At 74.0% G+C, this 24,828-nt stretch carries 22 protein-coding genes; 8 read left to right on the top strand and 14 right to left on the bottom strand.

From position 1 onward, the window contains the following. Positions 1 to 52 precede the first annotated feature (52 nt). Positions 53 to 766, top strand: a complete 714-nt coding sequence (locus tag D7223_RS19345; RefSeq protein WP_120729805.1) for a helix-turn-helix transcriptional regulator — start codon at positions 53 to 55, stop codon at positions 764 to 766. Here the strand turns inward: D7223_RS19345 and ung are convergent. The 7 genes from ung to D7223_RS19310 form a co-directional block, all read right to left on the bottom strand. Continuing rightward, positions 755 to 1,456, bottom strand: coding sequence for a uracil-DNA glycosylase (gene ung, locus D7223_RS19340; RefSeq protein ID WP_120729804.1), 702 nt, complete (start codon positions 1,454 to 1,456; stop codon positions 755 to 757). The genes D7223_RS19345 and ung overlap by 12 nt on opposite strands. Before the next feature lie 61 nt (positions 1,457 to 1,517). Then, the gene (gene tsaE, locus D7223_RS19335; protein ID WP_120729803.1) at positions 1,518 to 2,000 is read right to left on the bottom strand and encodes a tRNA (adenosine(37)-N6)-threonylcarbamoyltransferase complex ATPase subunit type 1 TsaE; all 483 of its coding nucleotides are present in this window, start codon (positions 1,998 to 2,000) and stop codon (positions 1,518 to 1,520) included. Then, positions 1,997 to 3,100: an alpha/beta fold hydrolase gene (locus tag D7223_RS19330; protein WP_120729802.1), complete on the bottom strand. Its 1,104-nt coding sequence runs from the start codon at positions 3,098 to 3,100 to the stop codon at positions 1,997 to 1,999. Before D7223_RS19330 ends, tsaE begins: the two co-directional genes overlap by 4 nt. Further along, complete coding sequence (gene alr, locus D7223_RS19325) at positions 3,097 to 4,215, bottom strand: alanine racemase (protein ID WP_120729801.1); 1,119 nt, start codon at positions 4,213 to 4,215, stop codon at positions 3,097 to 3,099. Before alr ends, D7223_RS19330 begins: the two co-directional genes overlap by 4 nt. A gap of 86 nt (positions 4,216 to 4,301) precedes the next feature. After that, complete coding sequence (locus D7223_RS19320) at positions 4,302 to 4,652, bottom strand: PepSY domain-containing protein (protein WP_120729800.1); 351 nt, start codon at positions 4,650 to 4,652, stop codon at positions 4,302 to 4,304. 98 nt (positions 4,653 to 4,750) lie between these two features. Continuing rightward, positions 4,751 to 6,220 (bottom strand): NAD(P)H-hydrate dehydratase, encoded by a 1,470-nt coding sequence (locus D7223_RS19315; RefSeq protein WP_120729799.1) that lies wholly within the window; start codon positions 6,218 to 6,220, stop codon positions 4,751 to 4,753. 52 nt (positions 6,221 to 6,272) lie between these two features. Continuing rightward, positions 6,273 to 6,641, bottom strand: coding sequence for a holo-ACP synthase (locus D7223_RS19310; RefSeq protein ID WP_120729798.1), 369 nt, complete (start codon positions 6,639 to 6,641; stop codon positions 6,273 to 6,275). Positions 6,642 to 6,817: 176 nt separating this feature from the next. On the opposite strand from D7223_RS19310, the gene D7223_RS19305 reads away from it, so the two are divergent. Together D7223_RS19305 and D7223_RS19300 are read left to right on the top strand one after the other, a co-directional pair. After that, complete coding sequence (locus D7223_RS19305; RefSeq protein WP_120729797.1) at positions 6,818 to 7,114, top strand: type VII secretion target; 297 nt, start codon at positions 6,818 to 6,820, stop codon at positions 7,112 to 7,114. Next, on the top strand, positions 7,111 to 8,733 hold the full coding sequence (locus D7223_RS19300; protein ID WP_238162117.1) for an alpha/beta hydrolase: 1,623 nt from the start codon (positions 7,111 to 7,113) through the stop codon (positions 8,731 to 8,733). The genes D7223_RS19305 and D7223_RS19300 overlap by 4 nt, the downstream gene beginning before the upstream one ends. A 94-nt stretch (positions 8,734 to 8,827) precedes the next feature. On the opposite strand, the gene glmS is transcribed toward D7223_RS19300, so the two are convergent. Continuing rightward, entirely contained in the window at positions 8,828 to 10,741 is a 1,914-nt protein-coding gene (glmS, locus tag D7223_RS19295) for a glutamine--fructose-6-phosphate transaminase (isomerizing) (protein ID WP_120729796.1), read from the bottom strand. A gap of 149 nt (positions 10,742 to 10,890) precedes the next feature. Here glmS and D7223_RS19290 point away from each other — a divergent pair, with 149 nt between their 5' ends. Further along, positions 10,891 to 12,084, top strand: coding sequence for a pyridoxal phosphate-dependent aminotransferase (locus D7223_RS19290; protein ID WP_120729795.1), 1,194 nt, complete (start codon positions 10,891 to 10,893; stop codon positions 12,082 to 12,084). Next, positions 12,081 to 13,196 (top strand): threonine aldolase family protein, encoded by a 1,116-nt coding sequence (locus D7223_RS19285; protein ID WP_120729794.1) that lies wholly within the window; start codon positions 12,081 to 12,083, stop codon positions 13,194 to 13,196. The genes D7223_RS19290 and D7223_RS19285 overlap by 4 nt, the downstream gene beginning before the upstream one ends. Positions 13,197 to 13,745: 549 nt before the next feature. Here the strand turns inward: D7223_RS19285 and glmM are convergent. The 6 genes from glmM to D7223_RS19255 all read right to left on the bottom strand — a co-directional run bounded on the left by glmM (position 13,746) and on the right by D7223_RS19255 (position 18,411). Continuing rightward, positions 13,746 to 15,101, bottom strand: coding sequence for a phosphoglucosamine mutase (glmM, locus tag D7223_RS19280; RefSeq protein WP_120729793.1), 1,356 nt, complete (start codon positions 15,099 to 15,101; stop codon positions 13,746 to 13,748). Between the two features lie 114 nt (positions 15,102 to 15,215). Then, entirely contained in the window at positions 15,216 to 15,680 is a 465-nt protein-coding gene (rpsI, locus tag D7223_RS19275) for a 30S ribosomal protein S9 (RefSeq protein ID WP_102658823.1), read from the bottom strand. Positions 15,681 to 15,700: 20 nt separating this feature from the next. Next, the gene (gene rplM, locus D7223_RS19270; protein ID WP_120729792.1) at positions 15,701 to 16,144 is read right to left on the bottom strand and encodes a 50S ribosomal protein L13; all 444 of its coding nucleotides are present in this window, start codon (positions 16,142 to 16,144) and stop codon (positions 15,701 to 15,703) included. A gap of 222 nt (positions 16,145 to 16,366) precedes the next feature. Further along, positions 16,367 to 17,746: an MFS transporter gene (locus D7223_RS19265; RefSeq protein ID WP_186832339.1), complete on the bottom strand. Its 1,380-nt coding sequence runs from the start codon at positions 17,744 to 17,746 to the stop codon at positions 16,367 to 16,369. Positions 17,747 to 17,870: 124 nt separating this feature from the next. After that, positions 17,871 to 18,164, bottom strand: a complete 294-nt coding sequence (locus D7223_RS19260) for a type II toxin-antitoxin system PemK/MazF family toxin (RefSeq protein ID WP_120729791.1) — start codon at positions 18,162 to 18,164, stop codon at positions 17,871 to 17,873. After that, on the bottom strand, positions 18,154 to 18,411 hold the full coding sequence (locus D7223_RS19255) for a DUF6364 family protein (protein ID WP_120729790.1): 258 nt from the start codon (positions 18,409 to 18,411) through the stop codon (positions 18,154 to 18,156). The genes D7223_RS19260 and D7223_RS19255 overlap by 11 nt, the downstream gene beginning before the upstream one ends. Before the next feature lie 270 nt (positions 18,412 to 18,681). On the opposite strand from D7223_RS19255, the gene D7223_RS19250 reads away from it, so the two are divergent. From D7223_RS19250 to nirB, 3 genes are read left to right on the top strand one after another with little or no spacing between them, the layout of a single operon-like run. After that, the gene (locus D7223_RS19250) at positions 18,682 to 20,886 is read left to right on the top strand and encodes a molybdopterin oxidoreductase family protein (RefSeq protein ID WP_120729789.1); all 2,205 of its coding nucleotides are present in this window, start codon (positions 18,682 to 18,684) and stop codon (positions 20,884 to 20,886) included. Continuing rightward, positions 20,883 to 22,319 carry an FAD-dependent oxidoreductase gene (locus D7223_RS19245; RefSeq protein ID WP_120729788.1) on the top strand — a complete coding sequence of 479 codons (1,437 nt, stop codon included), beginning with the start codon at positions 20,883 to 20,885 and terminating at the stop codon, positions 22,317 to 22,319. Before D7223_RS19250 ends, D7223_RS19245 begins: the two co-directional genes overlap by 4 nt. Next, entirely contained in the window at positions 22,316 to 24,820 is a 2,505-nt protein-coding gene (nirB, locus tag D7223_RS19240; protein ID WP_120729787.1) for a nitrite reductase large subunit NirB, read from the top strand. Before D7223_RS19245 ends, nirB begins: the two co-directional genes overlap by 4 nt. The last annotated feature ends 8 nt before the right edge of the window (positions 24,821 to 24,828 follow it).

Raw genomic sequence — 24,828 nt, 5'->3', positions numbered from 1 at the left:
ATAAGTATGTCTCAGCGAAATAATCTGTCTCCGGATCCGTCATCCTCGGTGGATGCCGGAGCAGCGCCTCGCCGTCCAGATCGCCACCGTGCTCCGCTGGGAGCGGGGCAAACGGTCGCTGACCCAGCAGGCCCTCGCCGAGCTGGCCGGGGTGAGCCAGGGCGCGGTGGCAAACATCGAGCGGGGCAACCGGCTGCCGAGCGTGACGCTCGTGGCGCGGGTGTTCGAGGCGATGGGCCTCCAGCTCACCGTCGGTGTCGAGCCACTTGACGCCCAGGTCGACGCACGGCTGGCCGAGCTGGCCAACCGGCCGCTTGCGGAACGGCTCGACGCGATCGGCCTGGACCGGATCATCGACCGGCTCGGTGACCTGCCCTTCGTGCTCACCGGGGCGACCGCCGCGCTGCTCCAGGGCGCGCCGATCCCGGTGGACATGCCGGAGATCGCCATCCGCTGGACCGACTCGGCCCGGTTCACCGGGTGGCTCAACGCCGCCCTGGCGCAGCGCTGGAACGCGCGGTGGGAGGAGTACGGCGGCGTGTACGTCGAGCCGGAGGAGCCGGGCGAGCACCGGTGGCGAACGAAGTACGGGGAGGTGCGGGCCCACATGTGTGACGAGCTGCCGGAGACGATCGAGGTGCGACACGGTGACCGGAACTACCAGGTGGTGCCACTGGTCGCGGTGGAGCTGACCGATTCGCACGCCGCCGACCTGCTGCGCCGCCACCGGCACCGGGCCGATGCCGCGGCGAGGTCAGCCGGCTGAGCGTTCCCAGTCGATCGTCGGCAGGCCGGCGTCGGCGAGGGCCTTGTTGGCGGCGCTGAACGGGCGGCTGCCGAGAAAACCCCGGGGATTCATCGGGCTCGGGTGGCCGGCCTCCAGCACCACGTGCTGCGGGTTGGTGACCAGGGCGGCCTTCTTCCGCGCGTAGCCGCCCCAGAGCAGGAACACCACCCGCGACCCCATCGCGTCCAGGGCGCGGATGGTGGCGTCGGTGAACTCCTCCCAGCCGGAGTTCGCGTGCGAGCCGGGCTTGGCCTCGCGGACGGTCAGCACCGCGTTGAGCAGCAACACGCCCTGCGCCGCCCAACCGCTCAGATTGCCGCCCCGTGGCTTGGGCACCCCGAGGTCCTCGCCGAGTTCCTTGAAGACGTTGCGCAGCGACGGCGGCACGGACACCCCGTCGCGGACGCTGAAGCTGAGCCCGTGCGCCTGCCCGGCCCGGTGGTAGGGGTCCTGCCCGAGGATCAGCACCCGACAGTCCTCCGGACGGCACAGCCGGTAGGCCGCGAACAGGTCCTCGACCGGCGGGAAGACCGTGCCGGTGGCGTATTCCCGGGCGACGAATCCGGCCAGCGCCTCGGTGCGGGCCGGGTCGAGGTGCGGGGTGAGCACCGCCCGCCACTCCTCCGGCAGCAGCGCCAGCAGGTCCAGGGTGGGTGCGTCGTCGGGCATCGGCAGCCTTCCGCCGGTGGGGTCAGGTCCCGGGCACTCTAAGCCGACGGTGCGACAGCCCTCAGCCCAGGGGCGCGAGGCGGCGCGCCCAGTCGCCGCCGACCGGCTCCAGCTCCACCACCCGCGTGTCGTCGTCCCGCCGATCGATGCGGACCCGCAGGTGGGCGTCGACCAGTTGCTCGACCAGCCCCTCGCCCCACTCGACCACGGTCACCGACTCGTCCACCGAGGCGTCCAGGTCGAGGTCGTCGATCTCGGCACGGGGGTCGGCCGCGTCCCCGAGGCGGTACGCGTCGGCGTGCACCAGCGCCACCCTGCCGCCCCGGTCCGGGTCCGGCCGGTGCACCCGGGCGATGACGAAGGTGGGCGAGGTGATGTCGCCGCGTACGCCCAGCCCGGCGCCGATCCCCTGGGTCAGGGCGGTCTTGCCGGCACCCAGTGGACCGGTCAGCAGCAGCAGGTCACCGGCGCGCAGCACCCCGGCGAGCCGGCGCCCGAAGTCCCGGGTGTCGTCCACCGTCGGCAGCTTCACCACGAGACTCACGACGCCGCCCCGCCGCAGGTCTCCAGGAAGCCGGTCAGCGCGTCGTTGACCTCGTCGGCGTGCTCCAGCATCACCACGTGCCCACTGTCGTGGATCTTGACGAAACCGGCGTGCGGCAGCCGCCGGACGATCTCCTCGGAGTGGACCACCGGCGTGATCATGTCCTTGTCCCCCACGATCACCAGCACCGGCGTGTCGGCCAGCGCGGCCAGCGCCGGGAACCGGGAGTGGGTGGCCAGCGTGCGCAGGTAGCGGGTGACCGTGTCGGCGGAGGTGCGCGAGTTCATCGTCTCGACGTAGGACACCAGGGCCGGGCTGGGTCGGGCGGTGCCGAAGCCGTACCTGCGGGTCAACAGCCAGGCGACGTTGGTGGTGGACCGGCGCGCCCGGTCGATCACCGGCCCACCGTAGCGGGTGACGTTGCCGACCATGTGCAGCACCGGCGCGCCGACCCGGCCGAGCAGCGCCGGCGCGACCAGCTTGGTCTCCGCCAGCAGACCGCCCGACGTGGCCATCAGCACGGTGCCGATCACCCGGTCGCCGAACATCTCCGGAAACAGCTCGGCGAACGCCATGATCGTCATGCCGCCCATCGAATGCCCGACCAGCACCAGCGGCCCCTCCGGCGCGGTCCGGTCGATCACCGCGCGCAGCGTGCGGCCCAGGGCGGTGAGGTCGTACTCGCCGGTCTCCAGGCGTCCCGAGCGGCCGTGGCCCGGCTGGTCGTACGCGACGATCCGGTGCTCACCCCGCTCGGCGAGCAGCTTGCGCTGGAAGTGGAAGGTGCCCATGTCCAGGCAGAAGCCGTGCACCAGCACGACCGTCGGGTTGCCGGGCCGGGGCCGGGTCGGCTCGACCACCTCGACGTGGATGTCGGTGCCGTCCGGCATCTCCAGCTTGACCGCCTGGTCGTACCGCTGCTCGTCGAAGGGCTCGTCGGCGTACCGGTCGGTGGGGTCGGTCTTGAACCGGCGGACCAGGGCGCGCTCGGTGGCCACGCCCGCCGCGAGCCCGGCGGCGGCGACCCCGACGGCCGCCAACGCGCCGACGGCGGCCCGGGCGTGCCCGGAGCGCGGGAACGGGATGCGGGGGCCGCTCATGGGCGCTCGCCGTCGTAGTGGCGGGGCACCCGGGTGCTGCCGAACCGGGTGACGATCTCGTAGTTGATCGTGCCGACGGCCTCCGCCCAGTCGTCGGCGGTCGGCTCCCCGTCGGCGCCGCTGCCGAACAGGGTGGCGACGTCGCCGGCGGCGACCGGGTCGTCGCCGCAGTCGAGCACGAACTGGTCCATGCAGACCCGGCCGGAGATGGTCCGCCGGACGCCGCCGAGCTGCACCGGGCCGCTGTTCGAGGCGTGCCGGGGTACGCCGTCGGCGTAGCCGAGCGGGACCACCGCGAGGTTCGCGTCCCGCTCGGTGACGTAGGTGTGGCCGTAGGAGACCCCGGAGCCGGCCGGTACCCGCTTGGCGATCATCACCCGGGCGCGGGCGGTCATCGCCGGCCGCAGGCCGTAGCTCTCGCCGGCCACCGGGGAGAGCCCGTAGACGGCCAGGCCGGGCCGGACCAGGTCGAAGTGGGTGTCCGGGCGGGTCAGCGTGGCGGCGGAGTTGGCCAGGTGCCGGTAACGCGGCCGGAGCCCCGCCTTCTCCACCATGCCCAGCCCCTCGTGGAAGACCGCCAATTGGCGGTCCGTGGTGGGGTGGCCGGGCGAGTCGGCGTACACGAAGTGGCTCCACACGCCGACCACCTCGACCAGGCCATCGGCCTGCGCCTTGGCGGCGGCGTCCAGTAGTGCCGGCCAGTCCGCGACGGTCGCCCCACCCCGGGCCAGCCCGGTATCGATCTTGAGGTGCAGCCGGGCGGGGCGGCCGGCGGTCCGACTGGCCTCGATCATCTCGTCGAGCTGCGGCATGCTCGCGGCCCCCAGGTCGACCCCGGCGGTGATCCCCTCGTGCAGGGGCAGTCCGGGCGCGAGCAGCCAGGCCAGCACCGGGACGTCGATCCCGGCACGGCGCAGCGTCAGCGCCTCGTCCAGCGTGCAGACCCCGAGCCAGTCCGCGCCGGCGTCCAGCGCCGCCCGGGCGGCCGGGACCATGCCGTGGCCGTACCCGTCGCCCTTGACCACCGCCATCAGCTCGGCGGTGGTACCGGAACGGAGCCGGCTGACGTTCTCACGGATCGCGTCGAGGTCGACGCGTACCTCGGCCTGCCACATGCCGACAGCCTACTTCCGCCGACGATCACCGCAGGCCGCGAGTCGCCGGACGGTAGGTACCGGTGGTTCGCGGCCCGCGGCCGGCCTCATTCGTCGGCGAGCAGATCGCCGGTCGTCGCGTCGACGTCGACCTCGCCCACCCGGGCACCGGCCAGCTTCATCTCCCAGATCGGCCGGCCGTCCTCCTCGTCCAGCTCGGCCCGGACCACCCGGCCACCGAACCGGTCGGTGACGATCCCGGCCGCCTGCACCGCGTTCACCCGGCGCGGACCGAACCGGGCGTCCAGCTCGGGGTCGATGCGCAGCTCGAACGCGGGCCCGCCGGGCGGGCTGGCCACCCGGTCCCGCCCGTCCTTGGCCGAGGCCAGGGCGGTGCCCACGACCAGCGGCACCACCACCCCGGCGACGGCGACGGACCAGGTGACAGCTCTGCGCATGGTTCCTCCTCAGGAACGTGTGCGGCCGGCCGCGTCCTCGACGCCCGCACACGCTGGAGTACGGACGTCCGTCGCCCCCGGTTCAGCGGGCGCGCCCCTCAGGGCAGCCGGCTCAGCACCGGGCGCAGCGCGACCGCCACGTCGGGCGCGGTCACCGGGCCGCCCCGGGCCGCCTCCCGGCCGGCCAGCCCGTGCAGGTACGCGGCGGCGACGGCGGCCCGGTCGGCGGGCAGGCCGGCGGCGAGCAGCGATCCGAGCAGGCCGGCCAGTACGTCGCCGGTGCCCCCGGTGGCCAGCGCCGGGGTGCCGGTCGGGTTGACGTACGCCCGCCCGTTTGGCGTGCCGACCACCGTGCGGTCCCCCTTGAGCAGCACCACCGCGTTCATCCAGGCGGCCAGCCGCAGCGCGGCGGAGACCCGGTCCGCGCCCGGCATCTCCCCGCAGAGCCGGGTGAACTCGCGGTCGTGCGGGGTGACCACGATCGGGGCGTCCCGCTTGCGGAGCCGGTCGGCGAGGGAGCCGTCGACGAGCAGGGTGAGCGCGTCGGCGTCGAGCACCACCGGCACCGGCGCGGCGAGCACCGCTCGCAGCTCCCCCGCCGCCTCCTCGCCGGTGCCCAGGCCGGAGCCGCAGACCCAGGCCTGCACCCGGCCGGCATCGGCGACCCGGTCGGTGGCGATCACCGAGGGATGCTGGTGCACCACCTCGGCCCGCGCCGAGCCGGCGTAGCGGACCAGACCGGTCGGGCCGGCCAACGCGCCGCCGACGGAGAGCACCGCCGCTCCCGGGTAGGTGGCCGACCCGGTGGCGACGCCGACCACGCCCCGCGTGTACTTCTCCGACGCCGCACCCAGCCGGGGCCACCAGTCGACGATGTCCGACCACTCGGTCACCCGCAGCGCCGGGCTGCCCCGCAACCACGGCCCCAGGCCGATGTCGACCAGCTCGACCGCGCCGGCCAGTGTGGCCGCCGGCCCCACCACCAGCGCCGGTTTCATCGCGCCGAACGCCACCGTCACGTCGGCGCGCACGGCGTTCGGCCGGCCGGACGCCGACAGCGGCACGTGGCCGGTGTCCACCGCCACGCCGCTGGGCACGTCCACCGCCACCACGGTCGCCCGGCCGCCGTCGCGGCCCCGCAGCTCACCGAGGCCGGTAACCAGCTGGTCGGCGGCCTCCCGCAGGCCGCCCGTGCCGCCGATGCCGACGATGCCGTCCACCACCAGGTCGACCACCGCCGGCGGCGTCCCGACCACCCGCCCACCGGCGGCGCGCAGCGCGGCGAGCCCCTCGGCGTGCGCCCGGCCAGGGGTCAGCAGCAGCGCCGACACGGCCGCCCCACGCCGGGCCAGCCGCTCACCGGCGAAGAGCGCGTCGCCACCGTTGTCGCCCGAGCCGACCAGCAGCAGCACCGGTGCCGCGTACACGCCGCCCCGCTGGGCGAGCACGACCGCGCAGCGCCGGGCCAGGCCGGCGGCCGCGCGCTGCATCAGCGTCCCCGGCGGGAGCGTGGCCATCAGGCCGGCCTCCGCCGCGCGTACGTCGGCAACCCGCCACACCGGTCTCATGCCATCACGTCCCGTCCTTGTCCGGCGCACCCGGCACGGCACGCCGCCGATCTCAGCGTTCCGCCACCACCATCGCCGACGCGATCCCACCGTCGTGCGACAGCGAGAGATGCCATCGGCTGACGCCCCGCTCGGTCGCCGCCGCCGCGACGGTGCCGGAGACGGTCAGCCAGGGGCGGCCGTCGGGGTCCGGCACGATCTCGCAGTCGTGCCAGCTCAGGCCGGCCGGCGCACCGAGCGCCTTGGCCACCGCCTCCTTGGCCGCGAAGCGGGCGGCCAGCGACTCCGGCGAGCGCGGATTGCCCGAGCGGGTGAAGCGCTCCGCCTCGGTGAAGAGCCGGTCGGCGAGCAGCGGCGTGCGCGCCAGGGCCCGGGTGAACCGGTCGACGAGCACGACGTCGATGCCGACAGCGACGATCACGGAACTCACCCTACCGGCGGGCGGGGGCGCAGATTAGCCGCCGTCGTCACCCGGGGCAATGCCTGTGGACAACGGGTGGGTAGGGCGGGTCGCGGCTGTCCACAGGGCACACCCGGGCCGACCCGGGCCGCCTAGCGTCACGCTGGTCGCTGTCGTCGTGCCACGGGGGGCCGGAGATGACCGAGGAGACCTTGACCGTCCGACCGGACGTGCTGCGCCGGAGCGCGGGTGCGCTCGGCGAGGACGCCTACCGGCTGGCGCACGGGCTGACCGGCCGGCCGGGGCTGGTGGTGCCCGCGCCGGAGTGGGCCACCGGCGCCGCCCTCGCCGGGCTGGAGTCGGCGGTGCACGGCTGGTTCGGCGGGCTCGCCGCCCGGGTGGCCGCCACCGGCGAGGCGGTCCGGGCGGCCGGCACCGCCTACGAGGCCGTGGACGACCGGGCAGCCGGCCGGTTCGCCAGGCTGTCCCGGTGACCGCCCCGGCGGCGGTGTCCCCGGCTCCGGCGGGTCGGGTCGGCTACCGGCAGCTCTGGGCGGCCGACCCGGGCGCGTGGCGGGCCGCCGGAGCGACGTGGCGCGACGGGGTGGGGGTCATCGAGCGCCGCGCCGGCGAGGTGGCCGCCGACGCGGCGACGCTGCGACAGGGGTGGGTCGGTCCGGCCGCCGCTGCCGCCGACGCCCGGCTCACCGCGCTGCGGGCCGACCTTGCCGCCGCGCTGCCCGCCCTGGTCGAGGTCGACCAGGTGCTGGACGGGTTCGCCGTCCGGCTGCGCGTGGCGAAGGCCCGGCTGGACGCGGCGGTCACGCTCGCCGATCGCAGCGGCGTCCGGGTGGACCGGCACGGTCGCGTCACCGTCGACCCGTCCGGCCCGGCGCCGCACCGGGCGGGGCCGGTGGTGGCCGGTGTCGCCGCCGCGCTGGACACCGCGCTGGACCTGGCCACGGCGGCCGACCGGGAGGCGGCCGGACTGCTGGCCGGACTGGCGGCGGCCGCCCGCACCACCTGGACCACCCCGCCCCCGCCCGGCCGGCCCGCGCCGGGCACCGGTCCCGCACTGGTGCACGCCTGGTGGGACGGGCTCACCGCGGCGCAGCGCCGGTGGCTGGTGGCGCACGAGCCGGAGCGGGTCGGTGCCCTGGACGGGATCCCGGTGGCGGCCCGGGACCAGGCGAACCGGCTGCTCCTCGCGGTACGCCGGGAGGAGCTGCTCGCCGAACGCCGGCGACTGTGCCTGCGGGTTCCGCCGGGGCCGGTCGAGGTGGCCGGGCTGCTCCGGGTCGACCGGTCGCTCGGTGGGCTGGACGCGCTGACCGGGCGCCTGGCGGCGGCCGAGGGTCCCCGGGCGTACCTGCTGGGGCTGGGCACCGGCGGTGAGGGACGGGCGGTGGTGGCGTTGGGCGACCCGGACCGGGCCGGCCGGGTCCTCACCTACGTGCCGGGGATGACGGCGGGCCTGGACGACGTGCCCGGCGAGCTGGACCGGGCAGGGCGGGTGCTGGCCCGCTGCGCCGTGCTGGCCCCGGGTGAGGAGAGCGCGGCGGTGCTCTGGCTGGACTACGACGCACCGGACTTTTTGCACGAGGCGGCCGGACCGGGGCGGGCGGTCGACGCCGGTCCGGCGCTGCACCGGTTCCAGGAGGGCCTGCGGGCCACCCACGACGGGCCGCCGGGCCGGCAGACCGTGCTGGGGCACAGCTACGGGTCGCTGGTGGTGGGCGCGACGGCCCGGGACCACGGGCTGGCCGCCGACGCGCTGGTCTTCGTCGGCTCGCCCGGGGTCGGCGTGGCCCACGCCGGGGAGCTGGGGGTGCCTCCGGGACAGGTGTGGGCCAGCACCGCCCCGGACGACGTGATCCGGGCGGTACGGTCGCCGGAGGAGTTGCTGCGCCGCCCGCTGCGGGCCGTCTCGCCGCTCGGCGCGGCGCTCACTCTGCTCGGCGGACCGGCGGACCGGCTGTGGTTCGGCCACGACCCGGCCGACCCGGGGTTCGGTGGGCGCACCTTCCCCAGTGGGCGGCACGGCCACAGCGGCTATTGGGAGGAGGGGAACCCGGCCCTGGACGGTATGGCCCGGGTGGTGCTCGGCCGGTGACGTCGGGCGGCGGTATCGACCTCTCACCGCCGCGAACGCGCCGACCCCGGGTCACCGGCGTGGTGGCCCGGGGTCGGCGGCGGTGCGGGCGTGGTTACTCGACGGTGACCGACTTGGCCAGGTTGCGCGGCTGGTCCACGTCGTGTCCCCGGGCGGCGGCGATCTCGGCGGCGAGCACCTGGAGCGGCACGGTGGTCACCAGTGGGGCGAGCAGCGTCGGCGTACGCGGCACGTAGATCAGGTGGTCGGCGTAGCGGACGACCGCCTCGTCGCCCTCCTCGGCGATGACGATGGTCCTGGCCCCCCTGGCGCGTACCTCCTGGATGTTGGAGACCACCTTGTCGTGCAGCATGCCCCGGCCCACCGGCGACGGCACGATGCAGATCACCGGGGTGCCCTTGTCGATCAGCGCGATCGGGCCGTGCTTCAGCTCGCCGGCGGCGAAGCCCTCGGCGTGCATGTACGCCAGTTCCTTGAGCTTGAGCGCGCCCTCCAGGGCCACCGGGTAGCCGACGTGCCGGCCGATGAACAGCACGGTCGGCTCGGACTTCAGGTCCCGGGCCAGCTCCCGGACCGGTTCGATCCGCTCCAGCAGCTCGCGCAGCTTGCCCGGCATCTCCTGGAGCTGGGACACCACCGCGGCCACCTCGTCGGCGAACTTGATCCCGCGCACCTGGGCGAGGTGCAGGCCGATGAGATAGCAGGCGACGAGCTGGGTGAGGAACGCCTTGGTGGAGGCGACGGCGATCTCCGGACCGCCGTGGGTGTAGAGGACCGCGTCGGACTCCCGGGGGATGGTCGACCCGTTGGTGTTGCAGATCGCCAGGACCCGGGCCTTCTGCTCCTTGGCGTGGCGCAGCGCCATCAGGGTGTCCATCGTCTCGCCGGACTGCGAGATCACCACGATCAGCGTGGACCGGTCGAGGACCGGGTCGCGGTAGCGGAACTCGCTGGCCAGCTCCACCTCGCACGGGATCCGGGTCCAGTGCTCGATGGCGTACTTGGCGACCATCCCGGAGTGGTACGCGGTGCCGCAGGCGACGATGAAGATCTTGTCGACGTCCCGCAGGTCCTGGTCGCTGAGCCGGACCTCGTCGAGCATGATCTCGCCGGTGTCGGTGAGGCGGCCGAGCAGCGTGTCGGCGATGGCCTGCGGCTGCTCCTCGATCTCCTTGAGCATGAACCAGTCGTAGCCACCCTTCTCCGCGGCCGAGGAGTCCCAGTCGATGTGGAAGTCCTTGCCGCTGGCCGGCTGGCCGGCGAAGTCGGTGATCTCGATGGTGTCGCCGGTGATCAGGACGATCTGGTCCTGGCCCAGCTCCACCGCCTCGCGGGTGTGCTCGATGAACGCGGCCACGTCGCTGGCGAGGTAGTTCTCCCCGTCGCCCCGGCCGACGACCAGCGGCGAGTTGCGCCGGGCGCCGACCACCGCGCCGGGCACCGAGGCGTCGACGGCGAGCAGCGTGAACGCGCCCTCCAGCCGCTGGCAGACCACCCGCATACCGGCGGCGAGCAGCTGCGGGCCGTCCGGTTGTCCGGCGGCGCGCAGGTCGGCCAGCGCGGCGGAGAGCAGGTGCGCGGCGCACTCGGTGTCGGTGTCGCTGGTGAACTGGACCCCGTCGGCCTCCAGTTCGGCGCGGAGCTTCGCGAAGTTCTCGATGATGCCGTTGTGGATGACCGCGACGCGGCCGTCCGGGGCCAGGTGCGGGTGGGCGTTGCGGTCGGTCGGCCCGCCGTGGGTGGCCCAGCGGGTGTGCCCGATGCCGGTGGTGCCGTCGCCGATGCCGATCGGGCTGGCGGCGCAGGAGGCCGGGTCCTCGGCGGCCCGCTCGGAGAGCACCTTCTCCAGGTTGGCCAGCTTGCCGGCCTTCTTCTCGGTCAGCAGCACGTCGTCGCAGACGATGGCCACGCCGGCCGAGTCGTAGCCGCGGTATTCCAGCCGCCGCAGTCCGTCCAGCACGATGCCGAGCGCCGGCCGGGCACCGGCGTATCCCACAATTCCACACATGGGTGGCAGCCTAACCCAGCTTCGCTCAGCACACGTGCTCGGAAGTCGGCAAAACGAACAGTTACTTTGAGCGAAGGGAACTATCCGCTACTCACGGTGAGGAAACGCCCCGGGTTGATCGGACCGCCGGAGTCCGTAGGCTGGCGGACGTGACGACCGCCGATGTCGATCCCCTGGTGCAGCGGATGCGCCCGTTCGGGACGACGATCTTCGCCGAGATGTCCGCGCTCGCCGTACGCACCGGCGCGGTGAACCTCGGCCAGGGCTTCCCCGACACCGACGGCCCGCCGGAGATGCTGGCCGCCGCCGAGGCGGCGCTGCGCGCCGGGCAGAACCAGTACCCGCCGGGACCGGGCATTCCGGCGCTGCGCACGGCGGTGGCCGCGCACCAGCGCCGCTTCTGGGGCCTGGAGTACGACCCGGACGGCGAGATCGCGGTCACCGCCGGCGCCACCGAGGCGGTCGCCGCCGCGATCCTCGGCCTCTGCGAGCCGGGCGACGAGGTGATCTGCTTCGAGCCGTACTACGACTCGTACGCCGCCTCGATCGCCCTGGCCGGCGCGGCCCGGCGGCCGGTCACGCTGCGTCCCGGCGCGGACGGCCGGTACGCCTTCGACCCGGACGCCCTGCGCGCCGCGTTCGGGCCCCGCACCCGGCTGGTCCTGCTCAACTCCCCGCACAACCCCACCGGCAAGGTGTTCACCCCGGACGAGCTCGCGCTGGTGGCCGAGCTGTGCCGGGAGAACGACGCCTACGCGGTGACCGACGAGGTGTACGAGCACCTGGTGTTCACCGACGCGGCCAGCCCCCACGTGCCGCTGGCGACGCTGCCCGGGATGCGCGAACGGACCCTGCGGATCTCCTCGGCCGGCAAGACGTTCTCCTGCACCGGGTGGAAGGTCGGCTGGGTCAGCGGCCCGGCCGCACTGGTGTCGGCGGTGCTGCGGGTCAAGCAGTTCCTCACCTTCGTCAACGCGGCGCCCCTGCAACCGGCGGTCGCGGTGGCGCTGGCGCTGCCGGACGACTACTTCACCGGGTTCCGCGACGGGATGCAGGCCCGCCGCGACCAGCTCGTCGGCGGCCTCACCGAGGCCGGGTTCGAGGTGCTGGCACCGGAGGGGACCTACTTCGTCACCGCCGACGTCGGCGCGCTCGGCGGCCGGGACGGGGTGGAGTTCTGCCGGGCCCTGCCCGAGCGGTGCGGGGTGGTGGCGGTGCCCACCCAGGTCTTCTACGACGACCCGGAGGCGGGCCGCCGGCTGGTCCGCTTCGCGTTCTGCAAACGCCCCGAGGTGCTGACCGAGGCGGTCTCCCGGCTGCGCCGGCTGGCGGTGCCGCGGTGAGCGGCTCCGACGCGTCCGCCCTGCGCACCCGGCGACTGCGGGCGCTGCGCGGCTGCCACACGGTGCTCTCCGGGATACGTCCGACGTCGGTCGCCGAGCAGCTCGACGCGATGCGGGCCGGCGCACCGGACGACCTGCTGCCGGACTTCTACGGCGAGGGCGGTGCGGTGGAGGCGCTGGAGCGCCGGGTCGCCGACCTGCTCGGCACCGAGACGGCCGTCTTCTTCCCGACCGGCACGATGGCCCAGCAGGTGGCCCTGCGGTACGGCGCCGAGCTGACCGGCCGGACCGGCGTCGGCCTGCACCCGCTCGGCCATCCGCGGCAACACGAGCGGGACGCGTACGCCGTGCTCGGCGGCCTGCGCGCGGTGCTCACCACCCGGGACCCACGCAACCCGACGGCCGAGGAGGTGGCCGCCCTCGACGAACCGGTCGGCAGCCTGATGCTGGAGCTGCCGCTGCGCGAGGCCGGCTTCGTGCTGCCCACCTGGGACGAGCTGGTCGACGTCGTCCGGGCGGCCCGGGACATCGGCGCCCGGGTGCACATCGACGGCGCCCGGCTCTGGGAGTCGACGGTCCACCTGGGCCGGCCGCTCGCCGAGGTGGCGGCGCTGGCGGACAGCGTCTACGTCTCCTTCTACAAGTCTCTCGACGGCATCTCCGGTGCGGCTCTGGCCGGTGACGCGGCGCTGGCCCGTTACGCGCGCGCCTGGCGGCACCGCTTCGGCGGCATGGTGTTCCAGCAGTGGCCGGCGGCCCTGGCCGCGCTGCACGGGCTGGACCACGAGCTGCCCAGGCTAGCCGGTTACGTGGCGCACGCCCGCACGGTCGCCGAGGTGCTCGCGGGCCTGCCGGGGGCGCGGGTGTTCCCCGCCCCGCCGCACACCCACCAGTTCCGGCTGTGGCTGCCGTACCCCGCCGACCTCCTCAACGACGCCAACCTGGCCCTCGCCGAGCAGGAGCAGGTCTGGTTCGCCGGCCAGTGGCGGGACGGTGAGGTGCCCGGACTGGCGATGACCGAGGTGACGGTGGCCGGGCCGGCGCTGGCGCTGGACGCCGAGCGGATCGTCGATCTCGCCGCCCGCTTCCTGCGCCGGGTCACGGCGGCCTGACGCCGTCGCCCCGGGGCGTCGCCGTCGCGTCCCCGCCACGTCAGGGAAGAGACCGGGACGCGAGGACCCGAGAACCCGGGGCATCGCGCGAGTGCGGCTGCCTCGCTTGCCGCCCTGTCGAGCTGATGTCGCCGATGCATCACCCGTGGACGGCGCACCGGAAGACGCCCGCATGAGCAGGAACCCCGACGCGCGGACGCCCACGGCGACAACTTCGGGGAAGATGCTGGCTCCGGTGCACGGGAGGGGACATCTTCCCCGAAGTTGTCGGCTCGTCCACGCGCACGACCTCGGCACGCTCCCCACGCCGGCGGACGCGTGACGTCATGGATGGCTCAGCTCGACAGTGTGCGTTGGCGAGATCGGCCGGTGGCAGCGGTCAAGAGGCACGGCGCTGCGACGCGGATGCACGCAGGACAGGGCGGCGGTGCGACGCGGAAGCGTGCAGGACAGGGCGGCGGCGCGACGCGGGGCGCGGGCCCCGGGAAGCGATGCGGGCGAGGTGACCACGTGGAGTCGACCTCGCCCGACGGCGGGGCGAACCGGACCTCAGGCGGGCGGGCTGGCGGCGCGGACCTGCTCGGCGATGCGCTCGGCGACCTGGCGGGCGGTCCGCTCGGTGGCGGCCTCCACCATGACCCGCACCAGCGGCTCGGTGCCGGAGGGACGCAGCAGCACCCGCCCGGTCTCGCCCAGTTCCGCCTCGGCCCGGGAAACCTCGGCCTGAACGGCGGGTGCCGCCGCGCCGACCGCACGGTCACCGACCGGCACGTTGATCAGCACCTGCGGCAGCCGGGTGATGACATCCGCCAGCTCGGCCAGGGACTTCCCGGTGGCCGCCATCCGCGACATCAGGTGCAGGCCGGTGAGGACGCCGTCGCCGGTGGTCGCGTGCGCGGGCATCACGATGTGGCCGCTCTGCTCGCCGCCCAGGGCCAGGCCCGAGGCGCGCAGCTCCTCCAGCACGTACCGGTCGCCGACCTTCGTCTCGACCAGCCGGATGCCCTCGGCGGACATCGCCAGGCGCAGGCCGAGGTTGCTCATCACGGTGGCCACCAGGGTGTCCCCGGTCAGCGTCCCGGCCTCCCGCATGGCCAGGGCGAGGATCGCCATGATCTGGTCGCCGTCGATCTCGTCGCCGTCGGCGGTGACCGCCAGGCACCGGTCCGCGTCGCCGTCGTGGGCGATGCCCAGGTGGGCGCCGTGCTCGACCACGGCGGCGCGCAGCGCCTCGATGTGGTTGGAGCCGCACTCGTCGTTGATGTTGAGCCCGTCCGGCTCGGCGTGGATCGCGACGACCTCCGCGCCGGCCTCCCGGTAGGCGACCGGGGCGACCTCGGCCGCCGCGCCGTTCGCGCAGTCCACCACGACCTTGATCCCGTCGAGGCGGTGACCGACGGAGGAGACCAGGTGCTGCACGTAGTGGTCGGCGCCGTCGAGCAGATCGTGCACCCGCCCGACGCCGGCCCCGATCGGCCGTTCCCAGGCGGTGGTGGCGTTCGTCTCGACGGCCGCCTCGATCTTCATCTCGATCTCGTCCGGCAGCTTGTGCCCGCCGGCGGCGAAGAGCTTGATCCCGTTGTCGGGCATCGGGTTGTGCGACGCGGAGAGCATGACGCCCAGGTCCGCCTTGGCCTCGGCGGTGAGGAACGCCACGGCGGGGGTGGGCAGTACCCCGACCCGGACCACGTTCGCGCCGGCGCTGGTGAGCCCGGCCACCACCGCGGCCTCCAGCATCTCGCCGCTGGCCCGGGTGTCCCGGCCGACCACGGCCAGCGGCGGATGGCTCCGGTCCGACTCGGCGAGTGTGTGGGCGGCGGCGACCGCCACCGCGAGCGCCAACTCGGGCGTGAGATCCGCGTTCGCGCGTCCGCGTACGCCGTCCGTGCCGAACAACCGGCCCATACCCGCCAACCTCCGATGAAACTGCCGATGAAGGAGAAAGCGAACGGCCGGACCACCTCCCGTCGTGGGGAGGCGATCCGGCCGTCCGTCAGAAGTACAACGCGACGCTGGTGGTCAGCGCTTCGAGTACTGGGGAGCCTTACGGGCCTTCTTGAGGCCGTACTTCTTGCTCTCCTTGACCCGGGCGTCCCGGGTGAGGAAGCCGGCCTTCTTGAGGGCCGGGCGGTCGTCGGGCTCGTTGACGATCAGCGCGCGGGCGATCGCCAGGCGGAGCGCGCCGGCCTGACCGGTGGTGCCGCCGCCACGCAGGTTGGCGATGACGTCGAACGCCTCGGGCTTCTCGGCGGTCACCAGCGGGTCCTTGATGAGCTGCTGGTGCACCTTGCTCGGGAAGTAGGCCTCGAGGTCCCGGCCGTTGCAGGTGATCTTGCCGGTGCCCGGGACGATGCGGACCCGGACGATGGCCTCCTTGCGGCGGCCGACGGTCTGGATCGGGCGGTCACCACGGGGGGCGCGGGCGACGGGCGCCGGCGCCTCGGTGGCCTCGGGGGCGACCTCGGTGGCGGTGATGTCGGTCATGCTGCTTTCCTCGCCCGCGCTCACTGCGCGATCTGCTTGATCTCGAACGGCACCGGCTGCTGCGCGCCGTGCGGGTGCTCGGCACCGGCGTAGACCTTCAGCTTCTTGATCAGCTGACGGCCGAGCTTGTTGTGCGGGAGCATCCCCTTCACGGCAAGCTCGATGGCCCGCTCGGGACGCTTGGTCAGCAGCTCGTCGTAGCCGACCTGCTTCAGACCACCCGGGTAACCGGAGTGGCGGTAGGCAATCTTGGTCTGCCGCTTGTTGCCGGTCAGCGCGATCTTGCCCGCGTTCACGACGACGACGAAGTCGCCGGTGTCGACGTGCGGCGCGAAAGTCGGCTTGTGCTTGCCGCGCAGCAGCGTGGCGGCGTGGGTGGCCAGGCGGCCCAGCACGACATCAGAGGCGTCGATGACGTGCCACTGACGCTCGATCTCACCCGGCTTCGGGCTGTACGTACGCACAGGTCTACCTTGTCTCGTCGTCGGTCTGGGGTCGCGCGCCGAGGTGACCAGATGTACCAGGCCGGACCAGCGCGCACGAACGACCAAGCGTACCTTACGCGGCACGCCTCTGGATGTCGTACAACAGCGGGCAACGATACTCGCCGCCCGGCGGGCAGGTCAAAACGGGGTGCCGCCCGCACCGGACGTCACCCCGGACCCCGCCGCAGAACGTCGCCGGCGTCACACCCCGGGCAGCTCCCGCCGGCCGGGACGCAGGTAGACCAGCCAGGTCACCCCAAAGCACACCGCGTACGCGACGATGAAGGCGACGTACGCGGCGTCGGCGCTGCCCCGGGTCAGGAACGACTGCCGGAAGGCGATGTTGACCAGCACCCCGCCGGACGCGCCGACCGCGCCGGCGATGCCGATCAGCGCCCCGGTCATCCGGATCGACCAGCGCCGGGCGGCCTCCGCCTCGCGCCGGCCGTCGTCCACGGCGGCGGTGGCCCGGGCCCGGAAGATCGCCGGGATCATCTTGTACGTCGATCCGTTGCCGATCCCGGAGAAGACGAACAGCGCCAGGAACCCGGCCAGGTAGAGCGGGAACGAGCGCTCGCGGGCGGCCCACAGCACCAGCCCGGCCCCGGCCGCCATCGCCACGAAGTTCCAGAAGGTGACCCGGGCCCCGCCGAGGCGGTCGGCGAGGTGACCGCCGACCGGGCGGATCAGCGAGCCGATCAGCGGGCCGAGGAAGGTCAGCCAGGCGGCGTCGACCGGGGTCGGGAAGCGGTCGGCGAACTGGAGCTGGAGCACCTGGCCGAAGGCGAAGCCGAAGCCGATGAACGAGCCGAAGGTACCGATGTACAGCAGCGACATGATCCAGGTGTGCGGGTCCCGGGCGGCCTCGCGCAGCGCGCCGGGCTCGTTGCGGGCGCCGGGGATGTTGTCCAACCAGCGCGACGCGGCCAGCGCGGCCAGCACGATCAGCGGGATGTACACGGCCGGGACCAGCCGGGGGTACGCGGCGCCGGCGGTGGCCAGCACCGCCAGGCCGACCAGCTGCACCGCCGGTACGCCGAGGTTGCCGCCACCGGCGTTGAGCCCGAGCGCCCGCCCCTTGAGCCGTTGCGGGTAGAACAGGTTGATGTTCGCCATCGAGGAGGCGAAGTTGCCGCCGCCGACACCGGTGAGGCAGGCGAGCACCATCAGGGTGGTGTAGGAGACGCCCGGTTCCAGCAGCACCGCCATCGGGATCGTCGGCAGGAGCAGCAGCAGCGCGCTGACGATGGTCCAGGTCCGTCCGCCGAACCGGGCCACGGCGAGGGTGTACGGCAGCCGCAGCACCGCCCCCAGCGCGGCGGGTACGGCGGTGAGCAGGAACTTCCCGGCCGGGTCGATGCCGTACGCGGGGCCGAGGAACAGCACGGTCACCGACCAGAGGCTCCACACCGAGAACCCGACGTGCTCGGCGAAGACGGAGACCCAGAGGTTGCGCCGCGCGATCGGCGCGCCGGTCGTACGCCAGAAGTCCGGGTCCTCCGGGCGCCAGTCGTCGATGCGGTGCCGGCGGCCGGTCGCGGCCGGCGGTGGCGTGACGACGGCGGGGGCTATCGTGCTCACGGCGGTTCCTCCTCGTCGGTGTGACCTGGAGGAACGCTAGGAATCCGGGGTTTCCCGGCAGTGCCCGGCGCGCGTCGTTCCGGAAACGGAGATCGCACGTGCGGCCGGAGTGACCGGTGAGATGTCAGATCTGTTGCAGGATGCGCAACGCCCGCCCGACCCGCTGCATGGTCTCGGTGTCGGCGACGTCCACGCACTCGGTGAACCACTTCTTCATCGGCGAGGAGAGCCGGTCGGGCATCACCACGTACACCCCCAGCGGCACCGCGAGCGGCGAGTCGCGCAGCTGCGACTCCTGCACCACCTCGGCGACGATGACGATGGGTACGTCGGTGGAGTTGTAGACGTCGGAGCTGACGACCAGCCCGAGCCGTTCCCGGGCGCCGGCGATGCGCCAGACCTCGCCCCTACGCAGCACGCGGGTGACCGCCGGCGAGCAGGTCGCCGACCATGCTCACCTCGCGGGCGTCGGCGAGCGCGGCGGTCTCCAGGTCGAGACCGGCCCGGTTGACCACGGCCGCGTGCGCGGCGAAGACCTCGCGCAGCGCCTTCTCCCGGGCGGCCTGGTCCATCCAGGCGGAGAGGGAGAGACCCTCGCGCTTGGCGAACCGCCGGGCCTCCTGGATCGTCTCGTCCGTGAACGACAGGGTCACCTTGGCAGTCATGCCGGGAAGACTACCGGCTGGTATGACCGCCGGTCATCCCCCGCTGGCGGTTTCCACGCTCCCGGACCGGCAGAACACCCACCGGGTGACATACCGCGCGCGAACGCCTCCGCCACACCCATGACTCGTCTCCCATCATGCGAGAAAGTTGTCTCACATTATTAGCCACGCGAACACGCCGGCACCGACCGTGCGGTGTGAGGCGCTCTTGACAGGACCGAAACAGACGGGACCCGGACCGGAAACCGCCCGGCGGCACGCTTCACGGACATGACAGACGGTGCGCGGTCCGCGACTGGAACGGGGGACGACCCCCGGGAGGTGGCGACGCACTGCCCGTACTGCGCACTCCAGTGCGGCATGACCCTGCGCGCGGAGGCGGGCCGGGTCACGGTCGCGGCCCGGCAGTTCCCGACCAACCGGGGTGGCCTCTGCCAGAAGGGCTGGACCGCCGCCGAGCTGCTCGACCATCCCGAACGGCTGACCACTCCACTGCTGCGCGACCGCCCCGGCGGGGAGCTGCGCCCGGCCAGCTGGGCGGAGGCGCTGGACCGGGTCGTCACCGGGATCCGCGCCGTCCAGACCGGACACGGCCGCGACGCGGTCGCGGTGTTCGGTGGCGGCGGGCTCACCAACGAGAAGGCGTACGCGCTGGGCCGGTTCGCCCGGGTCGCGCTGCGCACCCGGCACATCGACTACAACGGACGGTTCTGCATGTCCTCGGCGGCGGCGGCCGGGATGCGCGCCTTCGGCGTGGACCGCGGCCTGCCGTTCCCGCTGTCCGACCTCGGCCGGGCCGACACCCTGCTGCTGGTCGGCGCGAACCCCGCCGAGACGATGCCGCCGCTGGTGCGCTGGCTGACCGAGCAGCGGGAGCGCGGCGGGAATCTGATCGTGGTCGACCCCCGGGTCACCGCCACCGCCCGCCACGCCGACCTGCACCTGCAACCGCTGCCCGGCACCGACCTGGCGGTGGCCAACGCGCTGCTGCACGTGGCGCTCACCGAGGGCTGGGTCGACCGGGAGTACGTCGCCGGCCGCACCACCGGCTTCGACGCGGTGCGGCGCGGCGTGGCCGGGTGGTGGCCGGCCCGCGCCGAGGCGCTCTCCGGGGTGCCGGTGGCCGACATCGAGGCCACCGCCCGCGCCCTGGGCACCGCCGAGCGGGCGATCATCCTCACCGCCCGCGGCGCGGAGCAGCACGCCAAGGGCGTCGACACGGTCACCGGGTTCGTCAACCTCGCGCTCGCCCTCGGCCTGCCCGGCCGGCCCGGCTCCGGCTACGGCTGCCTCACCGGGCAGGGCAACGGCCAGGGCGGACGGGAGCACGGGCAGAAGGCCGACCAACTCCCCGGTTACCGGCGGATCGACGACCCGGTCGCCCGGGAGCACGTCGCCGGGGTCTGGGGCGTACCGGCCGAGGAACTGCCCGGCCCCGGCGTGCCCGCCTACCAGTTGCTCGACTCGCTGGGCACCGCCGGGGGACCGAAGGCGCTGCTGGTCTTCGGCTCCAACCCGGTGGTCTCCGCGCCCCGGGCGGCCCGCGTCGAGGGCCGGCTGCGCGACCTCGACCTGCTGGTGGTCGCCGACTTCCTGCTCTCCGAGACGGCCGCGCTGGCCGACGTGGTGCTGCCCACCGCACAGTGGGCGGAGGAGGACGGCACGATGACCAACCTGGAGGGTCGGGTGCTGCGCCGCCGGGCGCTGCGTGAGCCACCCCCCGGTGTCCGCACCGACCTCGCCGTCCTCGCCGACCTCACCCACCAGTTGCAAGGAGGGGCCCCTTCTTATCGCCTGGTGCATAGGAAGGGCCCCCTCCTAACACCCAAGCAGGAGCACGGCGCGACCCCGGAGCACGGCGCGGGGGCAGTCGACGCCGCCGATCCCCGGGTGGTCTTCGCCGAGCTGCGTCGGGCGTCGGCCGGCGGGGTCGCCGACTACGCCGGGGTGAGCTGGGAGCGGATCGACGAGAACGACGGGGTGTTCTGGCCCTGCCCGGACACCGACGGACCGGACACCCCTCGGCTGTTCGCCGACCGCTTCGGCACGCCGGACGGCCGCGCCCGCTTCCACGCCGTCGAGCACCGCCCGGCGGCCGAGGAGGTGTGCGCCGCGTACCCGCTGCACTTCACCACCGGCCGGGTCCTCGCGCAGTACCAGTCCGGCACCCAGACCCGACGGGTCGCCGCGCTGCGCCGGGTGGCCCCGGAGGCGTTCGTCGAGCTGCACCCCGACCTGGCCGGTCGGCTCGGCGTCGCCGAGGGTGAGCCGGTCCGGGTGGTGTCGCGCCGGGGCGACATGGTGGCCCCGGCCCGGCTCAGCCCGGGCATCCGCCCGGACACCGTCTTCGCGCCGTTCCACTGGGGCGGCGCGGCGCGGGCCAACTCGGTCACCAACGACGCCGTCGACCCCGTCTCCGGCATGCCGGAATTCAAGATCTGTGCCGTCCGCGTCGAGAAGGTGACGGAGCCATGAGCGAACAAGTCGTGATCATCGGCAACGGCATGGCCGGTGCGCGGCTCGCGGGCGAGCTGCACGCCCGGGGCGGCGACCGGAAGGTCACCGTGCTCGGCGCGGAGCCACACCGGGCGTACAACCGGATCATGCTCTCCACCCTGCTGGCCGGGAAGGTCGGCGAGTCGGACGTGGAACTGGCCGAGGTCGCCGGGCAGGGCGTCGACCTGCGTACCGGCGTGACCGCGACGGCGATCGACCGCGTCGACCGCACGGTGGCGACCGACGACGGCGACCGGATCTCCTACGACCACCTGGTGCTCGCCACCGGCAGCCGGGCGTTGGTGCCGCCCCTGCCCGGGCTGGACGCCCCGGAACTGCCGGAGCGGGTGGTCCCGTTCCGCACCCTCGACGACTGCCGGCGGATCCTGGCGGTGGCCGGCCGGGCCCGCACCGCGCTGGTGCTCGGCGGCGGGCTGCTCGGGCTGGAGGCGGCCCGCGGGCTCGCCGCCCGCGGGCTGGACGTGGCCGTCGTACACCCGGTGCCGTACCTGATGGAGCGCCAGCTCGACCCGGCCGGCGCGGCCGTGCTGGCCGGCACGCTCGCCGGCCTCGGGGTGACCACCCACCTGGCGGTCCCGGCGACCGCGGTACGCGCGGACGCCGACGGTGTCCGGCTCGACCTGGCCGACGGCCGGTCGCTGCACGCCGACCTCCTGGTGCTGTCCTGCGGGGTACGTCCGGACACCACGCTGGCCGCCGCAGCCGGGCTGGCCGTCCAACGGGGCGTGCTGGTCGACGACCAGCTGCGCACCGGCGACCGGCGGATCTCGGCGATCGGCGACTGCGCCCAGCACGACGGCGCGGTGAGCGGGCTGGTCGCACCGGCCTGGGCGCAGGCCCGGGTGGTGGCGCAGGTGCTCACCGGCGAGGACCCGCTGGCCCGGTACCGACCCCGCCCGCCGGTGACCCGGCTCAAGGCCGCCGGCATCGACCTGGCCGCCATGGGCGAACCGGGCGGCGCGGACGGCGAGGAGCTGACCTTCGCCGACCCGACCCGGGGCACCTACGCCCGGCTGCGGATCAGCGGCGAGCGGTTGACCGGCGCGATCCTGCTCGGCGACAACCCGGCGGTCGGCACGGTGATCCAGCTCTTCGACCGGGGGCAGCCGGTGCCGGCCGACCGCCGGTCGCTGCTGCTCGGCCGGGCGTTCGGCACCACGGCGGCGGAGCCGGCCACGTCACCGGCGCTGATGCCGGACGCGGCGACCGTCTGCCAGTGCAACAACGTGAGCAAGGGGGCGCTGGTGGGCTGCTGGCGCTCCGGGGCACGGACGGTCGACGCCGTGGTGGCGGGGACCCGGGCCGGCACCGGCTGCGGCAGCTGCCGGGACGCGGTCGCCGGGATCGTCGGCTGGTTGTCCGAAGCGGACTCGGTGGAGGTGGCGCGGTGAACACGGACAGACTGGTCGTGGTCGGCAACGGCATGGTGGGGCAGCGCTTCGTCGACGCGCTGCGGGCCCGCGACACGGACCGCCGCTGGCAGGTCACGGTGCTCGCGGAGGAGACCCGACCGGCGTACGACCGGGTGCGGCTCTCGGCGTTCTTCGACGGGGTGAGCGCCGACGAGCTGAACCTGCACACCCCCGACGACGGCGTGGACCTGCGGCTGGGCGAGCCGGCCACGTCGATCGACCGGGCGCGACGGGTGGTCGGCACGGCCACCGGCGAGCATCCGTACGACGCGCTGGTGCTGGCCACCGGCTCGTCCGCGTTCGTGCCGCCGATCGCCGGCGCGGACCTGCCCGGGGTGTTCGTCTACCGGACCCTCGACGACCTGGAGGCGCTGCGGGAGCACGCCCGGGGGCGCCGGACCGGCGCGGTGATCGGCGGCGGCCTGCTCGGCCTGGAGGCGGCGAACGCGCTGCGGCTGCTCGGCCTGACCACCAGCGTGGTGGAGTTCGCGCCCCGGCTGATGCCGGCGCAGGTCGACCTGGCCGGGGGCGCCCTGCTCCGCCGTTACGTGGAGGAGCTGGGCGTGACGTGCCACCTGGGGGTGGCCACCACGGCGCTGCGTCCCGGTCCGGACGGCACGGTCGCCGGACTGGAGCTGGCCGACGGCACGGTGGTCGAGGCCGAGCTGGTGGTGGTGGCCGCCGGCATCCGCCCCCGTGACGAACTGGCCCGGGCCGCCGACCTGCCGCTCGGCCCGCGTGGCGGGGTGCTGGTGGACGCCACCTGCGGTACCCCCGACGAGCGGATCTGGGCGTTGGGTGAGTGCGCCGCGGTGGACGGCGTCTGCCACGGCCTGGTCGCACCCGGGTACGCGATGGCCGAGGTGGTGGCCGACCGGCTGGTCGGCGGCGCGGCCACCTTCGCGGGTGCGGACACCGCCACGAAGCTGAAGCTGCTCGGGGTGGACGTGGCCTCGTTCGGCGACGCGCACGGCACCACACCGGGCTGCCTGGACGTGACGTATGTCGACCCGGCCACCCGCGTGTACGCGAAGCTGGTTCTCTCCGACGACGCGTCGACCCTGCTCGGCGGCGTGCTGGTGGGTGACGCGAGCGCCTACCCGACCCTGCGGGCCAGCGTCGGCGGTCCGCTGCCCGGTCCCCCGCTGGCGCTGCTCGCGCCGGCCGGCGCGGAGGGCACCGGCCTGGCCGCGTTGCCCGGCACCGCGCAGGTCTGCTCCTGCAACGCGGTCACCCGCGACGACGTCGAGGCCGCCATCGCGCAGGGCGCCGCCGACGTGCCGGCGTTGAAGGCGTGCACCCGGGCCGGTACGAGCTGCGGTTCCTGTGTGCCGATGCTCAAGCAGCTCCTCGACGCGGCCGGGGTGCGCCAGTCCACCGCGTTGTGCGAGCACTTCGACGCCAGCCGGCGGGAACTCTTCGAGATCGTCCGGGTCCGCGGCATCCGGACGTTCTCCCAGCTCGTCGCCGAGCACGGCCGGGGTCGGGGCTGCGACATCTGCAAGCCGGTGGTCGCCTCCATCCTCGCGTCGCTCGGCGGCGGGCACGTGCTCGACGGCGAGCAGGCGTCGTTGCAGGACACCAACGACCACTTCCTGGCCAACCTGCAACGCGACGGCAGCTACTCGGTGGTGCCCCGGATCCCCGGCGGCGAGATCACCCCGGAGAAACTGATCGTGATCGGTGAGGTCGCCCGGGACTTCCAGCTCTACACCAAGATCACCGGCGGTCAGCGGATCGACCTGTTCGGCGCCCGGGTGGAGCAGCTGCCGCAGATCTGGCGCCGGCTGGTCGACGCCGGGTTCGAGTCCGGCCACGCGTACGGCAAGGCGCTGCGGACCGTGAAGTCGTGCGTCGGCGAGACGTGGTGCCGGTACGGGGTGCAGGACTCGGTCGGGCTCGCCGTCGCCCTGGAACTGCGCTACCGGGGTCTGCGCGCCCCGCACAAGCTCAAGTCGGCGGTGTCCGGCTGTGCCCGGGAGTGCGCCGAGGCGCGGAGCAAGGACTTCGGGATCATCGCCACCGAGACCGGCTGGAACCTCTACGTCGGCGGCAACGGCGGTTTCCGGCCCCGGCACGCCGACCTGTTCGCCACTGATCTGTCTACAGAAGCTCTGATTTCCTTGGTCGATAGATTCTTGATGTATTACGTGCGCACCGCCGACCGGCTGCAACGCACCGCCGCCTGGATCGAGACGATGGACGGCGGCCTCGACCATCTCCGGGCGGTGATCGTGGACGACTCGCTGGGGCTCTGCGCCGAACTCGACGCGGCGATGAACCGGCACGTCACCTCGTACTCGGACGAGTGGCGGGACGTGCTGGAGGACCGGGACCGGCTGCGCCGGTTCACCTCCTTCGTCAACGCGCCGGACGTGCCCGATCCGTCCATCACCTTCACCGAAGAACGCGGCCAACCGGTGCCCGCCGTGGCGCGGACGACGCCGGTCGCCCTGGGAATGCCGGAGGTACGGCGATGACCGTCACG

It is taken from the genome of Micromonospora endolithica, assembly GCF_003626595.1.
GTDB lineage: Bacteria > Actinomycetota > Actinomycetes > Mycobacteriales > Micromonosporaceae > Micromonospora > Micromonospora endolithica.
The sequence above is the reverse complement of the archived record's forward strand: the minus strand, read 5'-3'. Positions and strand labels throughout refer to the sequence as shown.